The organism is Paramesorhizobium endophyticum (assembly GCF_014640615.1).
GTDB classification, from domain to species: domain Bacteria; phylum Pseudomonadota; class Alphaproteobacteria; order Rhizobiales; family Rhizobiaceae; genus Paramesorhizobium; species Paramesorhizobium endophyticum.
In genome coordinates this window covers 116,022-131,872 of record NZ_BMHH01000012.1, presented here as the reverse complement: position 1 = coordinate 131,872, position 15,851 = coordinate 116,022, and the positions used below count along the sequence as shown (strand labels likewise).

Annotated in this window: 8 protein-coding genes and 1 riboswitch; of the genes, 6 read left to right on the top strand and 2 right to left on the bottom strand. The window is 61.9% G+C overall.

What is annotated here, in order from left to right:
* Positions 1–206: 206 nt before the first annotated feature.
* Positions 207–584, bottom strand: a complete 378-nt coding sequence (locus tag IEX53_RS15055) for a sigma-70 family RNA polymerase sigma factor (RefSeq protein WP_308429150.1) — start codon at positions 582–584, stop codon at positions 207–209.
* Between the two features lie 349 nt (positions 585–933).
* A riboswitch (cobalamin riboswitch) is annotated at positions 934–1,132 on the top strand.
* A gap of 105 nt (positions 1,133–1,237) precedes the next feature.
* Here IEX53_RS15055 and IEX53_RS15050 point away from each other — a divergent pair.
* Genes IEX53_RS15050 through IEX53_RS15040 form a run of 3 tightly spaced genes read left to right on the top strand, consistent with a single transcriptional unit; the run spans position 1,238 to position 5,453 of the window.
* Entirely contained in the window at positions 1,238–3,427 is a 2,190-nt protein-coding gene (locus tag IEX53_RS15050; RefSeq protein ID WP_188824993.1) for a TonB-dependent receptor, read from the top strand.
* Positions 3,428–3,442: 15 nt separating this feature from the next.
* Entirely contained in the window at positions 3,443–4,393 is a 951-nt protein-coding gene (locus tag IEX53_RS15045) for an ABC transporter substrate-binding protein (RefSeq protein WP_188824992.1), read from the top strand.
* Positions 4,383–5,453 (top strand): FecCD family ABC transporter permease, encoded by a 1,071-nt coding sequence (locus IEX53_RS15040; protein ID WP_188824991.1) that lies wholly within the window; start codon positions 4,383–4,385, stop codon positions 5,451–5,453. Before IEX53_RS15045 ends, IEX53_RS15040 begins: the two co-directional genes overlap by 11 nt.
* A 120-nt stretch (positions 5,454–5,573) precedes the next feature.
* On the opposite strand, the gene IEX53_RS15035 is transcribed toward IEX53_RS15040, so the two are convergent.
* Complete coding sequence (locus tag IEX53_RS15035; protein WP_188824990.1) at positions 5,574–6,476, bottom strand: LysR substrate-binding domain-containing protein; 903 nt, start codon at positions 6,474–6,476, stop codon at positions 5,574–5,576.
* A 226-nt stretch (positions 6,477–6,702) separates the two neighbouring features.
* Here IEX53_RS15035 and IEX53_RS15030 point away from each other — a divergent pair, with 226 nt between their 5' ends.
* The 3 genes from IEX53_RS15030 to IEX53_RS15020 all read left to right on the top strand — a co-directional run bounded on the left by IEX53_RS15030 (position 6,703) and on the right by IEX53_RS15020 (position 15,806).
* Positions 6,703–12,642 (top strand): Ig-like domain-containing protein, encoded by a 5,940-nt coding sequence (locus IEX53_RS15030; RefSeq protein WP_188824989.1) that lies wholly within the window; start codon positions 6,703–6,705, stop codon positions 12,640–12,642.
* 105 nt (positions 12,643–12,747) lie between these two features.
* Positions 12,748–14,499: a type I secretion system permease/ATPase gene (locus IEX53_RS15025; RefSeq protein ID WP_188824988.1), complete on the top strand. Its 1,752-nt coding sequence runs from the start codon at positions 12,748–12,750 to the stop codon at positions 14,497–14,499.
* 2 nt (positions 14,500–14,501) lie between these two features.
* The gene (locus tag IEX53_RS15020; protein ID WP_188825005.1) at positions 14,502–15,806 is read left to right on the top strand and encodes an HlyD family type I secretion periplasmic adaptor subunit; all 1,305 of its coding nucleotides are present in this window, start codon (positions 14,502–14,504) and stop codon (positions 15,804–15,806) included.
* Positions 15,807–15,851 lie beyond the last annotated feature (45 nt).

The following is a 15,851-nucleotide window of genomic DNA, read 5'->3' as shown; positions in this document are numbered from 1 at the left end:
ATCCATCCGCCTCATGACAAGAAGACTTTGTAATCAATCATAAAGTCGTCGGACTGACTCTTAGATCGAGCGCTTCCTCGAATAGCTGGTCGCCATCGGATAATTCATCAATCATACACGCCCCCTGTAACGCTGGCGTCAACGCGAATCTCCCCAACACTATCTGCAACGAATGAAGGGCGGTAATTTTTACCGGAATGCGTCAATCAGGCCTCGTCATTAAGCCGTACACGCAGGTGAAGATAGGCGCGCCGGATCAGCGTCCAAGTGCGCGATACAGAAAGCCCCAATTCGGCCGCAACGTCACTCATGGTTTTCTCGCCCATGCGATGCAATTCGAAAGCTCGTCGGGTCTGCGTCGGCAATTCCAGGAGCGCCTGTACGACAATCGCCAGGCGCTGCCTGTCATAGACAACGGCTTCTGGACTGGGGGCGGAGTCCGCAATCTCGTGCATATCCTCTGCGCTCAGGTAGACGCGCTCGACGAGCCTCTCGCGGCGGTAAAGATCCACCGAAAGGTTGCGTGCAATCTGATGGAGGTAGGCTCGAGGATTATTGGCGTTTCCGCCGGGCACAACCGTCATGACGCGCACGAATGTGTCCTGCGTCAGGTCGGCGGCGGTCTCTGCGTATGACCCCGCCGTCTCAGGAAACGGTGTATCTCCCGCGCATGCCGATTGAAAAGCTGCTGGATGTCCCACACCAGCGGCGCCATACGGCGCACCTCGGCAATCTGTCGTTTCATCCTCATCCCACCCCGGAATTCTACCGCGCTCCCTCCGATTATATTTATGAGTTAAAAGTCAAGATTGTTCAGTATGTAGGCGAAACGGGAGTTATCCGGACCGGTGAATACCCCAACCAAGAGAAATGCATGAGAAGGTGCATGGAGATCGCTTCCCGGCATTTCCCCTTGACGAATCCACCCGCGCCCGCCTAACTGCCCGCGATGGTTCCCCGCAAGGGGATCAAAAGGGAACGCGGTGCGGGCAACAGCCTCATGCCGCGGCTGCCCCCGCAACTGTAAGCGGCTAGTTTTTCGTCGATATGCCACTGAGCCAGCGGTCCCGGGAAGGCGACGCAAAACGTTTCAGCCGTGAGCCAGGAGACCTGCCGTCAGCCGTAGTCACGCGCGTGCACATTGGGCGGGGTGTCCTGATGAAAGGCAGATTTCCATGTAAACGCATGGGAAGACTGCGTTCGCGGTGACGTGCAACACGTACCGCTGGACCACTCAATGTCTTCTCAAAACCTAATCACGCGCATAAAGCGCCCGTCTCTTTTTTGCACCTTCTGCCTGCCCTTGTCTTCCCGCCGCGAAATTCTTCTGGCAAGCGCTGGATTTCTATCACTGGGCGGCGTCGCCTTCGGGCAAACGCCATCCGACGACAGTCCGGCGGAAATCATACTCGATCCCATCACGATCACGGCCCCGCAGGGCGGCATCGGACCAAGCCTGGATCGTGCATCCAATGCCGGCAGCTGGCTTGGCCTCACCGCGCGGGAAACGCCCGCCAGCGTGGAGATCATCGAGGGCGAGACGATCCGCGAGCGCGGCGAGACGGATGTCAATCAGGCGATCGTCAGGAACGGCATCGGCATCAGCTTCATGGGCGCGCCGGGCAATGGCGGCTCATCGCTCGGCATGCGCGGCTTCACCGGCCATGGCTCGGTTACCCGGCTTTATGACGGCGTGAAGCTCTATCCCGGCTCGGGCACCATTACCTTTCCCTTCGACAGCTGGACGGTCGACCGGATCGAGATTCTGCATGGCCCCGCCTCGGTGCTCTCAGGCGAGGGCGCCATCGGCGGCGCGATCAATGTCGTCCCGAAGAAGCCGCTGACCGACAGCCGCCGCAACGAGATATGGACAATGGTGGGTACGGACGGACAGAAAGGTCTCGCCCTTGGCAGCGCCGGTCCTATCGATGAGCGCTTCGCCTATAGTTTCGATATCAGCGGCAAGGGCTCCGATGGCTGGATGGAGCGCGGCGATGCTTCGAGCCTTGCCGTATCGGGCGCATTGCGATGGCAGGCGAATGAAGAGCTGGCGTTGACTTTTTCCCACGACCATGGGCTCAACAAGCCGTCCGCCTATTTTGGCACGCCATTGATCGATGGCAGGCTCGATAAGCGGCTGCGGCGCGAGAATTACAATGTCGCAGATTCCTTAATCCGCTTCCACGACCACTTCACCCAGCTCAAGGCGGAATGGACGCCGAGCGAGACCGTGACCGTCAATTCCTCCACCTATCATCTCTACAGCGACCGCGACTGGCGCAATGCCGAAAGTTATCTCTACCGCCCCGAAACCGGGGATATCCTCCGCGACAGCTATATCGCGATCAACCATCATCACGAGCAGATCGGTCACCGGAGCGATGTAAAATTCGAGAGCCGGTTCGCCGGCATGGATAACCGGACGGTCGTTGGCTTCGACGTCAACCGTATCCGCTTCAGCAACTCGAACAATTCGCCCTATTCGGGAGAATCCGTGGTCGATCCGGTCGATTTCGATCCCGGCTTCTTTCAGAGCCCTGACCCGTTCCGCACCACGCTGGAAAGCACGACGCTGCAATATTCGCTCTTCGCCGACAACAGGCTTCAAATCAACGATCAATGGTCGGTCGTCGCCGGGTTTCGTTATGACGACCCGCGACTGAAGCGCACCAACCCGCAGACTGGCGCGCGCTTTACCCGCGATCTCGATTCCTTCAACTGGCGCGTCGGAGCGGTTTATACGCCAGTGCCGGATCTGGCCTTCTACGCGCAATATGCGCAAGCCTCCGAACCAATCGGCAGCATGCTCTCACTGTCGGAGGCGCAGCGCGATTACGCCCTACCGCGCGGCGAGCAATATGAGGCCGGCGTGAAACTCACCTTCCTCGGCGGCCGGGCGGACCTGACGCTCTCGGCCTACCACATCGGCAAGACGGACGTGCTGGCGCGTGACCCGGATGACCGCACGATTGTCCGCCAGATCGGCCGGCAATCCTCGCAAGGCATCGAGGCCGCACTTGGCTTGGATATTGGACATGGCTGGCGCGTCGAGGCCAATGGCACGATCCTGAGCGCAGCGTTCGAGGATTACATCCAGGCAGGCGGTGATTTTACCGGCAACACGCCGCCCAACGTGCCGCGGCAGGCCGCCAATCTCTTCGCAAGCTGGGCCTTTGCGGAAGACTGGCAAGCCTATGCGGGCCTCCACTATGTCGGCAGGACCTATGTCAACGACGCCAACACAGCCACGCGGCCGGGCTATCTGACCGTCGATGCCGGGCTGCAATGGCAGGTGTCGGAGACGGCTACGGTCGCGCTCAATGTCTACAATCTCAGCGACGAAGTCTATGCCACCTCGGGCGGCACGAACCAATGGTTCCTGGCGCCGCCGCGCTCGGCGACGCTCTCGGCCCGGTTCCGGTTTTGATATGAAGGGTCACCCATGAAACGGATTGCTCTTTCATCTTCCGCCTTCGGGCTTGTGTTCGCGAGCCTCCTCCCCGCCGCGGCCTTTCCGGTGACGGTCGAAAGCTGCGGTCGGCAAATGACGGTCGAGGCACCGCCCAGACGCGCGGTGTCCTACGGCTCGAACCTGACCGAGATCATGCTTGCGCTCGGGCTGGAAAGCCACATGGCGGGCTTCATCGGCCAAGGCGACCGGCTGCGCGCCTCGGCGGCCAGCGATTTCCCGGCAGTCTCCAGCCTCGAGGAACTGCAACGCAGCTATCCGTCCCTTGAGCTGTTCCTCGACAAGGACATCGACTTTTATTTCGCCGGATGGAGCTACGGCATGCGTGTTGGCGGCGAAGTCACGCCGGACTCGCTCGGCGTCTATGGAATTCCCGTCTACGAACTGTCGGAATCCTGTATCCGGCTGAGACAGACGAAACCGCCGACCTTCGACTATCTCTATCGCGATCTGGAGAACCTTGCGGCAATCTTCGGCGTTCCCGAGCGCGCGGCCGCTCTCGTCGCCGGTTACAGGCAGCGTATCGCGGCGGTTCAGGCGGCGGTGAGCGGCAAAGAACGCCCTGATGTCTTCATCTATGATTCCGGCGAACGCACGCCGTTCACTGCAGGCGGCTATTCCATGCCGCAGGCGATCCTCGACACCGCCGGTGGCAGCAATATTTTCGCGGACATATCGTCGAGCTGGGTCCGGGTCGACTGGGAAACCGTGGCCGACCGCAATCCTTCCGCGATCGTCATCGTCGATTATGGCGAGGTCACCGCCGAAGAGAAGATAGCCTTCCTGAAACGCATGCCGGCCCTCGCCCATGTGAACGCTATCCGCGAAGGGCGCTTTCTCGTTCTCACCTATGACGATCTGACGCCCGGTCCGCGCAATGTTCAGGCCGCCGAACGATTGGCGGAGTTTCTCCATGGTCAGTGAAATCGCCCGCGACCGCAGCATCCCGTCCACGAGGCCGGCCCGGCGCTCGGGGCTGGCGCTTCTGCTTCTGGCTGGCTGGGCCCTGATCATGCTGGCCATGACCTTGTCGATCAGCCTCGGCACGGCCCGCATTCCGTTTGCCACGGTCTGGACAATCGTATTGCACAAGCTTGCGCCGGACCTGATCGAGCCCTTCTGGAGTGCAGGCCGCGAAAACATCGTCTGGAACTTGCGCTTTCCACGCGCGCTGCTTGCCGCCATTGTCGGCGCCGGGCTGAGCATGGCCGGCGCGGCCATGCAGGGGGCGACGCGCAATCCGCTAGCAGATCCTCATCTGCTCGGCGTCTCGGCGGGCGCGGCCCTCGGCGCGAATGTCGCGATCCTGCTTACCGGCAATGTCCTCGGCCCAGCCACCGTGCCGCTCTTTGCCTTCGCGGGCGCGCTCTTCGCCACGGCGCTGGTCGTCGGCGTGGCCGGCCTGTCGCGCCACAGCGGACGAAGCGAACTCGTGCTTGCGGGCGTCGCCATCTCCTTCATCATCTCGGCGGCGGCCAATCTCACCATTCTCTTTGCCGACCCGCGCGCGGTCGCGAGCGTCATCTTCTGGATGCTCGGCGGTTTCGGCCTCGCCGAGTGGAGCAACCTAGCCTTCCCGCTCGCAGCCCTCCTCCTTTCCGCCCTCGTCTTCATCACCCATGCAAGGCCGCTCAACGCGCTCGCCATGGGCGATGAAACCGCGACCGCGCTCGGCATTTCCGTCACGCGGCTGCGCTTCATCCTGATCGTCGCCAGCGCCTTCATCACCGGCGTGCTGGTGGCGTTTTCCGGGATGATCGGCTTCGTCGGCCTGATGATGCCGCATATCGCCCGGCTTCTGGTGGGCGGCGACAATCGCCTCGTCCTGCCGGCCAGCGCCATGCTCGGCGCGATCTTTCTCGTTCTGGCGGACGTAATGGCCCGCACACTGATGGCGCCGAACGACATGCCCATCGGCATCGTCACCGGCTTTATCGGCGGGCTGTTTTTTCTGGTGATGCTGATGCGGCGCAGCGGGCCATGAGTTGGAAGCATTTGAGCGGCAGGGTAAAAGCGGCGGACGAAATCCGGCTACGACGCTGTTTGTGATGCGAGTTGCGAGGCAGCTGGGTAAGTGAAGGGAAAGCCGACGTCCACCTTCCAGTTAGGTCCCAGTGGCGATTCGCTGCCATTGGGACGCGGAGTCCATATTGTTGCTCGCCACATGGATAAAGCTGCGTATCAGGGGTAGGTGGCGGCGCTCATCGAGACAGACGGCGTATTCATCGATGATGTCCCAGGCATCCTCGATCGGCACGAAGACGAGGCGTGTGTCGTTGCCGAATTCGAGATCGGCGACGACACCGCAGCCAACACCATTGGCGATCGCCTCGCGTACCCCTTCACGCGTGGAGATTTGTACGATCTGCTCTATGGAAATGCCGTGTTCGGCTAAATTCTTCTCGAAAACCTCGCGGGTGCGCGATCCGCGTTCGCGCATGACGAAGGAAACACCTTCCAACTCCTTCATGGTGACGGATTTGCGCGTGGCGTACTGGTGGCCGACTGGCACACAGAGACCGAGCCGCATACTGAGAAAATGCTTGCCGAAAAGCCGCGGGTCGCTGGGTGCTTGAGCAGTGATGGCGACGTCGGCGCGATAGTCGATGATTTGTTCTATCACCCTCGCAGAATTGTCGATCGACAGCGAAAAGGTGAGCTTCGGCCGGTCTACCTTCAAGCGGGAGAGAATAGGCAGCGCGAGGATGGGCCCGTCGGCTGCTACGCGCAAATGCCCGCCGCCGGAGCCTGCCTCGCTTCGCAGGAAGGCGTTGGCCTCGCGTTCCGTCGCAAACAACCGCGTTGTGATGTCGTAGAGCCGCTCGCCGTCCGGGCTGAGTGAGACGCCCCGCGCCCTGCGCTCGAGAAGATGAAAGCCGCAGGCGGCTTCGAGATCGCGCACATGTGCAGAGAGAGTTGATTGGCTGATGGCCATATCGCGAGCAGCCTGAGAGAATCCGCCGCAGGTTGCAACGACATGAAAAGCTTTCAACTGTGTAATCGACATAGCACCGCCTCGCTATGACAGTAATGGGCCAGCTTCACCCGCCTATACTCCGCATATTCTACCCCATTGCTGACAAGCAGATGACGAAACCGATGGCAGCCATCGGAAATTCCTATGGCGTCTTAACGGTTTGTTAACGAACTGTCATTCGGACGGTAAGGCCCTTCGGTAAGGAGGACGTGCGGCATCGAGCCGACCCCGTTCACCCCAGAGAGAAGGCCACGAAATGACTTCCTCCCCCAATTCACTCGCCACGCCGATTCAATCCTCGGAGGATTGGCTGCTCAACATTCCGCGTCTCGCCGGCAACCAGGGTCTTCTGGTCAAGCCGGGCGGCACGGGTACCGTCTCTTCCTACAGCCTCGTCTATGACGTGTTTTTCCCGGCTTCGGGAACCGGCACCGGCTGGATTCCCTTCCTGCAGACGGACATTAACAATGGCAATGACGCCGACATCTTCGGCAAGGTCGCCGGCGACAGCTTCGGCCTGGGCATCAACAGTGACTATCGCGGCGCCGCCAAAATCGATGCCTGGAACCGCGTCGGTCTCACCATCGAGAAGGATGGTGCGGGCGCCGTCACGATGAAGAAATATATCAATGGCGAATTCATCGCCGAACAGAAGATGACCGGCGCCCTCGCCACCCGCTTCACCATCGATAAGGCAAACGGCTTCCTCATTTTTTCCGACGAGAATGGGGAAACCTCCTCTGGCTATCTCGGAAACTTCCTGTTCGTCGAGAAGGTGTTGACGGGCGAGGAACTGTCCGTTCTGGGCAAGGCCAAGCCCGGCGGCATCGTGCCCGACGCCTTCAAGGACGATGCACTGGCCCATAACGGAACAGAGTTCCGTTTCGGCGAGGGTTCGACGACGCCGGAGTTCGGCCAGGGCTCGCTCTCGGGCAAGGGCACGACGCCCACGACCACCACGCCGGGCGCCGCAGGTGTGCCGCCGGTTGGCCAGGAGCCGACCACCGATCCCGACGCGGTCACCAAGGTGCTTGCCATCAAGGACATGATGGTCACCCCGGACGCGGACAACGTCACGATCGATTTGTCCCAGCACTTCGCCGGTGAGGGCCTGACCTTCACTGTGCAAACCAAGAACGGCGATGTGCTCAAGGCGGCCCTTGTTGACGGGAACAAGCTTGTGCTCGACTTCGCCGAGCTCGGCCATTCGGATGTGCGCGTGACAGCAACGGATGCCGACGGCAAATCCGTGACCGACGACTTCCGTGTCCGCGTCGCCGGTCCCAATGCCTATACCATCGCCGTTTTCCCGGACACGCAGGATTATACATCCAGCGACGGCATCAAGCATTTCTTCGGCGAGATGACACAATGGCTGGTCGACAACAAGGATGGCCACAACATCGTCTTCATGACCCATGTCGGTGACATCACGCAGAACAACCGGCCCGGCGAATGGGATATCGCTGAAGCCGCACTTCGCAAGCTCGACGGCAAGATTCCCTATGCATTGCTCCCCGGCAACCACGACCAAGCGAACGGCGGCAATGCCTCGGACCATTCGTCGGTTCATCTCGATGACCGCTTCTCGCCCGACAAGCAGCAGGCGACCAACCCCGGCACGTTCGGCGGCGCATATGATCAGGAACTGATGAGCGCCCGCAACACCTACAGCACGTTCACCGCGCCTGATGGCACGAAATGGCTGTCGCTCTCGCTCGAATTCGGCCCGCGCGATGACGTGATCCGCTGGGCGGGCGATGTGATCGAGGCTCACCCTGACCACCGCGTCATGCTCGCCACCCACTCGCTGACGAGCTACGCCGGACGCCAGGACAACCTCGCCCTTCCGCTTTACGACGAGGGCGCCGGCTACGACTACGGCATGCGCTCCGACCAGCGCGGCGCCAATGACGGCGAATATGTTTCGCGTGAACTGCTCGCCCGCTACCCGAACATCGTGATGACCTTCTCCGGCCATATCTTCGGCGACGGCGCGGAAACCGACATCACCTACAACCAGTATGGCGAGCCGGTCTTCCAGTTCCTGGTGAACTATCAGAACGGCGTGTCGCGTGAAATCACCGGCAATGGCGACGAAAGCAAGGGGAACAATGGCGGCAACGGTGCGATACGCCTGATCACCATCGACCCGGACAATGACCGCATCACGACCGAAACCTATTTCACCGCCTTCGATGACTATCTCGATGGTTTCCGCAGCAAGCCTGAACTCGACCGGGACGGCCTGACCGGCTATTACCGCGGCCACGAGGAAGTCTTCAATAATGTCAATGTCAGCGGCGGCAAGGCGCGCGCCATGGCCGACGCCGGTGACGACATCGTGGCGGAAGCGCCCGCCGGCTCCACGCTCGCCGATGTCACGCTCTCAGGCGCCAAGTCCATGCTCCCGGGCAGCGTCAAATCATGGATATGGACCGACGAGAACGGCGACGTGGTGGCCGAAGGCAGGGATCCGACCGCCAGGCTCGATATCGGCAAACACAAGCTGACACTGACGGCAACGGATGTGAATGGCGTCAAGACCACCGACACGGTGGATGTGATCGTGCGGGGCGAGCGCACCCTGCTCGTCGAGACGTTCAACGACGGCAATGCCCATGGCTGGTCGACCGATGTCGACGGCGCCAATGGTGCGACCGGCAATTTCCTGCTGAAGGGCACCGTCTTCTCGCGTCCGGCAGCGACAGGCGGCCTTGCCGCGCCGGAAGCCGCCCTTTTCGACCAGAGCGACGCGGCCGGCAACAAGCTCGTTTACACGGGTCCGGGCTCTACGGCCTGGTCCGACTATGTCTTCGAGACGACGCTGACCCAGCTCGACAACGATACGATCGGGGTGCTCTTTTACTATAAAGATGCCAAGAACCACTACCGGTTCACGCTCGACGGCGAGACGAACCGGCGCCAGCTGATCAAGGTCGCCGACGGTGTCGAGACCGTGCTCGCCTCCGTCAAGGAAGGCTCGCCTTACAATATGGAAATTCCGCTGCTCGTGGCCGTTACCGGCAACACGATCAACGTGTTCCTCGGCGACAAGAATGTTTTCGCCGGGCCGGTCGTGGACGCTTCCGCACCGCTGACAGGCGGGACGGTGGGCCTCTATTCCAGCGGTCAGCGCAGCTCCGTCTTCGACGACATCGTCGTCACCAGGGCAGATACGACCGCCAAGGCCGGCATCGACCAGCGGCTCTACGACACCGACGGCAACGGCAAGGCACTCGCCACGCTCGACGCCTCCGGCTCCTTCGCCGGCAAGACCATCGTCAATTACGTCTGGACCGACCTTGCCGGCAATGTCATCGCCACCGGCAAAACGGCAACGGTCGATCTTGATACCGGCGTCAACAAGCTGCTCCTGACCGTTACCGATGTGGACGGCAAGACCTCCACCGACCGCGTGGACGTCACGGTCGTCGATCGCAGCAAGATTCTCGTCAGCGAGGACTTCTCTTCTCCCCAGTCGCTCTCACGCTTCACCATCGTCGACGAGGGCGAATTCGGCGGCAAGGGCCCGGACGGCAAGGCATCGGAATGGGTGTTGAACAACGGCAAGCTGGTGCAAACGACCGAACTTGCGAGCCGTGAACTGACCTGGACCGGCGCGACCGCGTCCGATTACTGGAAGCGCGGCTGGAGCCCGCTCGGCGATGGCGTCAATGTCCTTCGCCTCGGCACCTACGCCCTCTACAATGATCCCGCCGCCCGCGGCTGGAAAGACTACGCGATCGAGGCGACCATCGAGACTCCCGACAAGGACGGCCTCGGCTTCCTCTTTCGCTACAAGGACAACAAGAATTACTACAAGCTGGAGCTCGACGCCGACGGCATATTGGATCGCAACCCCGGCAATGGCGCCGGCAGCATCTTCAACCTCGTTCGGATGAGAAACGGTGTCGAGGAAATCCTCGCGCAGGTCCCTGGCAAATATGAGCCGGGCCAGGCCATGAAACTGCGCGTCGAAATCGTCGGCGACAAAATCACGGCCTATCTCAACGATGAGGCGCTGTTCGCCTATCCCGTAGGCGACCGGGGGCTGGATGCCGGCACGTTCGGCCTCTATTCCTGGGGTAATGCCGGTCTCTCCTTCGACAACCTCACCGTGGTCGATCTGTCCAAGGGGCTCGAGGGCGGCCAAATCATCAACGGCACCAACAGCCGCGACGTGCTTGCCGGGACCGATACCGGCGAGACGATCCATGGCCTCGGCGGTAATGATACGATCCTTGGCAATGGCGGCAATGACCGCATCGATGCCGGTGATGGCAACGACACGGTGCTGGGCGGCGCAGGGCACGACGGCATCGTCGGCGGCACGGGCGACGACACCCTGATGGGCAATGAAGGCAACGACGCCATCGCCGGCGGCCTCGGTAACGACGTCATCGAGGGGGGCGCAGGCAACGACACGCTGGTCGGCGGCGACGGTTCGGATACCTATGTCTATGGCAAGGGCGACGGATCCGACGAAATCGTCGAAACCGGGGTGGCAGGCACGGATCAGGACGTGCTCGTGCTGCATGACATCAACCGGAACGAGGCAGTGCTGCACAAGCTTGGCGACGCGGTGGAAATCGAATTCGCCGATGGCCAGAAGATCCTGCTCAAGGGTCAGCTTGCCAATGGCGGCGTCGAACTCGTCACCTTCGCCGATGGCTCTACGCTCAACCGCGCCGGCATTGCCGGCGGCCTCGTCAACCGCGGCCCGGTCGCCGTGGCGGACACGCTCGCCGCAATCAACGAGGATGCCGCTTCGTTCCTCATCCCGTTCGCAAGCCTCCTCGCGAATGATATGGACGCTGACCTCGACCAGCTTTCGGTCACCGCCATCACGTCGGTCGTCGGCGGAACGGCAGTCATCGAGGAAGGGGGGATCCGCTTTACGCCGGCGGCCAACTTCAACGGCGATGCCTCGTTCCGCTACCAGATCGGCGATGGCCGTGGCGGCAGCAGCGAAGCCCAGGCCTCGTTCAAGGTCAATCCGGTCAACGACCTGCCGACGGCCACCCCGCAGTCCGTGGAAACCGACGAGGATATGCCGCTCAACGGCACCATCGAGGCGAACGATGTCGATGGCGATACGCTGACCTTCGCCGTCAAGGCGGGCGCGGGACCGGCTCGAGGCATCGTGCAGGTCAACGCCACGACCGGCGCATGGACCTATGTGCCGAACGCCAACGCCAATGGCGCCGACGCCTTCACGGTCCTCGTCTCAGACGGCAAGGGCGGTATCACCGAAAGCACGGTCACCGTCAACGTCCGCCCGGTCAACGACGCGCCAGTCGCCGTCGCCGATACGGGCCGCGTTCTCGAGAACGAGACAGCGACCTTCGATCTCGTCGCCAACGACAGGGACATCGAAGGTGACAAACTCACGCTCGTCGGCTTCGCCGTCACCGGCGTCGCGGGTCTTGCCATCTCCAACGAGGCGGCGGCTTCCGCCTTCTCCATCGTCGAGGGCAAGCTCGTCGCCGATCCTTCGACTGCCTTCGCGGCGCTCGAGGATGGAGAGGCCGCGGTCGTGACCGTCACCTATACCGTTCGTGACGCCCAGGGCGGCGAGACGACCGGCACGGCGACGCTCACCATCGACGGCTACACCGAGTACAATATCGTTACCGGCAGCAGCGGCAATGACGTGCTCACCGCCAGCGAAGGCAAGGATATGATCGAAGCCGGCAATGGCAACGACACGGTTCTGTCCGGCAGCGGCAACGACCTCGTCGATGCGGGGGCCGGAAACGACCGGGTGATCGCCGGCGACGGCGACGATGCGGTCGAGGGCGGTGCCGGCAACGACGTGCTGATGGGTGGTGAGGGTCATGACGCGCTCTCCGGCGGTGCCGGCAACGACCAGTTGTTCGGCGGCGAAGGCAACGACACTCTGTCAGGTGGTGCCGGGAATGACGTGCTCTCGGGCGGAGAGGGCAACGACACCTTCGTCTTCGCCTCCGGCGACGGGCATGATACCGTGCTCGATTTCCAGGCGGGTCAGAATGGCGGCGACATCGTCGCACTGTCGAAGGACGATTTCGCCGACTACCAGGCGCTCATCTCCTCCGGCGCTTTCACCAACGGTGAAAACGGGGCCCAGATCGCCTTTGACGACGGCTCGTCCATCACCTTCAACAATGTGAAGGTCGAGGATTTCGCAATCGACGACTTCCGCTTCGCCTGATTTCAGGCAGGGCGCTCCTTCACGGGGGCGCCCTGCCCTTCGCACAGTCATCGCGTTGTGACGCATGGCTGATTAATAGCGTCGGCGCAATTCCGGATCATCGATATGAACCCCATTTCCAATCCACCGAGCGACAATCAGTTCAGAAGCGTTTTCGCCGGCTGCGGCAAGGCCTTCCTCGGCATTGCGCTGATGAGCGCCGTCGTCAATGTGCTCTACCTCACTGGCTCGCTCTTCATGATGGAAGTCTATGACCGGGTGCTGCCGAGCCGCAGTCTCCCAACCCTCGTCGCCCTCCTCGGGCTTGTCGTGGTGCTCTATCTTTTCCAGGGTCTGTTCGATGCCCTGCGGGGGCGTCTCCTGGTGCGCATTGCCGACCGGCTCGACCAGACACTTTCTCCGCGCGTCTTCGACGCGCTGCTTGGCCTGCAGCTCTCCATGCCGGTGACGGCGCGCCAGGCCCAACCGTTGCGCGACCTCGAAACGGTGCGCAGCTTCCTTGCCGGCAGCGGGCCGACGGCGTTTTTTGACCTGCCATGGCTGCCGTTCTATATCGCCATCTGCTTCGCTTTTCATTTCTGGCTTGGCGTCACCGTGCTGATCGGCGCTATCGTGCTCGCCGGCGTCACGCTGTTGACCGAATTCGCCTCACGCAATCCTGTCGCCGCGGCCTCCAGGCACGCTGCAAAGCGCAGCCGGCTTGCCGAAGCCGGGCGGCGCAATGCCGAAATTATCGCCGTCATGGGTATGGGACCGCGTCTGCAACGGCGCTGGATGGAGGAAAACCGCCATTTTGCGCTGGCTCAGCGACGCGCGAGCGATGTTTCCGGCGGTTTCGGCGTGACCAGCAAGGTCTTGCGCATGGTGCTGCAATCCGGTGTCCTGGCGGTCGGTGCCTGGCTTGTCATCAACGAACAGGCGACGCCCGGTGTCATTATCGCCGGCTCGATCCTCTCGGCGCGCGCGCTAGCCCCCGTCGATCTGGCGCTTGCCAACTGGAAGGGCTTCGTCGCCGCGCGGCAGAGCCGGACGCGCCTGCAGAAGACGCTCGCCATGTTGCCGCCGGCCGCGACGCGTATGGACCTGCCGGCGCCGAAGGCGATGCTGATCGCCGAACGCATCAGCGCCCTGCCGCCGGAAACAACGGAAGCAGTCCTCCAGGATGTTTCATTCACCCTTGAGGCGGGCGCCGGGCTTGGAATCATTGGCCCCAGCGGCTCCGGCAAGAGTTCGCTAGCCCGCGTTCTGGTTGGCCTTTGGAAGCCGGCGCGCGGAACGCTCCGGCTGGATGGCGCGACGCTTGACCAGTGGCCGGCGGAAGCGATTGCCCGCCACATCGGCTTCATGCCGCAGACTGTCGAGCTGATGGACGGTACGGTTGCTGAAAACATTGCTTCCTTTGACCCCGAAGCGCAAGCCGAGGACATTATCGAGGCGGCGCAGGCGGCACGCGTCCATGAGCTTATTGTCGGCCTCCCGGATGGCTTTTCCACCGAGGTCGGCGAAAACGGGCGCCAACTCTCGGCCGGGCAGAGGCAGCGCATAGCGCTCGCGCGGGCGCTCTACGGCAAGCCATTCCTCGTCGTTCTCGACGAACCCAATTCGAACCTCGATGCTGAGGGCGAAGAGGCTCTCACTGCGGCGATCCTCAGTGTGCGTGAGCGTGGCGGCGTCGCCATCGTCATTGCGCACCGGCCGAGTGCGCTTCTCGCGGTCGACAAGGTGCTGATGCTCTCGGCGGGCCGCCAGCAGGCGTTCGGTCCCAAGGATGAGGTCCTTTCGAAGGTACTTCGACAGACGGGCAGCCAGCCCGGCACTCTGAAAGTGGTCCAGACTATGGAAGCGGCAAAGGCATGAACATGGATGACTGGCAAAATCTGCAACGCTCCATCGGGGTTCATCTCGCGATTGGCGCACTGGCTTTCGCGCTGCTCGCCGGCGGCATCGGCGGCTGGGCGGTTGCGACCGAAATCGTCGGCGCGGTCATTGCGCAAGGCTCCGTTGTCGTCGAAAGCAGCCTGAAGAAGGTGCAGCATCCGGTCGGCGGCGTCGTCAGCGAGCTGTTGGTGCGCGACGGCGACCGCGTGGAAGCGGGTGACATCGTCATGCGGCTCGATGCGACGATGACCAAGGCCAATCTCCAGATCATCGTCAAGAGCCTCGATCAATTCGCTGCCCGCAAGGCGCGATTGGAGAGCGAGCGCGACAGGCAGGATCGCGTGCGCTTCCCCGATACTCTGCTTGCCCGGGCAAGCGAGCCCGAAATCAGCGCCATGATGGCCGCCGAGCAACGCCTCTATGAAACCCGTCGTGACGTGCGTGAAAGCAAAAAGAAACAGCTGGAACGCCGGATCGAGCAATCACAGGACGAAATTCGCGGCATGGAGGCCGAACGCGCTGCAAGCCGGCAGGAGCGTAGCCTGATCAAGGAGGAGATCGAGCGCCATGCCCATTTGCTCGATCTTGGCCTTATGGAAAAGAGCCGTCTCACCGCCTTGCAGCGTCAGGCAACCGATGTCGATGGCGAAATCGGCCGGCTGACGGCAGGTATTGCGGGCGTACACGAAAAAATAGCCGAGACGGAACTGCAGATTATCCAGGTGGATGAACAGTGGGCCGAAGAAGTCGGCACCGACCTGCGTGAAATGGATGCGCGCATTGGCGAATATACCGAACGCAGGGTTGCCGCCGAAGATCAACTGAAGCGGATCGATATCGTCGCGCCGCAGAACGGTATCGTTCATCAATTGTCCGTTCACACGGTCGGCGGCGTCGTTGCCCCCGGCGAGCCGATCATGATGATCGTGCCTGATGTCGACAAGCTCGTGGTGGAGGCAAGGGTGCAGCCACAGGATATCGATCAGCTCTATGCCGGACAGCGCGCAATCCTGCGCTTTTCCGCCTTCAGCCAGAAGACGACGCCGGAAATATCGGGCTCTGTCGAGCGCATATCCGCCGACGTTTCGGTGGATGAGAAAACCGGTGCACAATTCTACACGGCGCGGATTGCCATCCCCAAAGATCAGTTGGAACGCCTGGGTCCGGTGACGCTCATGCCGGGAATGCCGGTAGAAACGTTCATCACCACAGGGGAACGCTCTGTCGCCTCGTACTTCATCAAGCCCTTCATGGACCAGTTGAACCGGGCATTCCGGGAGAGTTGAGGCCCGAGACGCGGATGCGCGGGGCCTGTTACCAGGCAACTCACT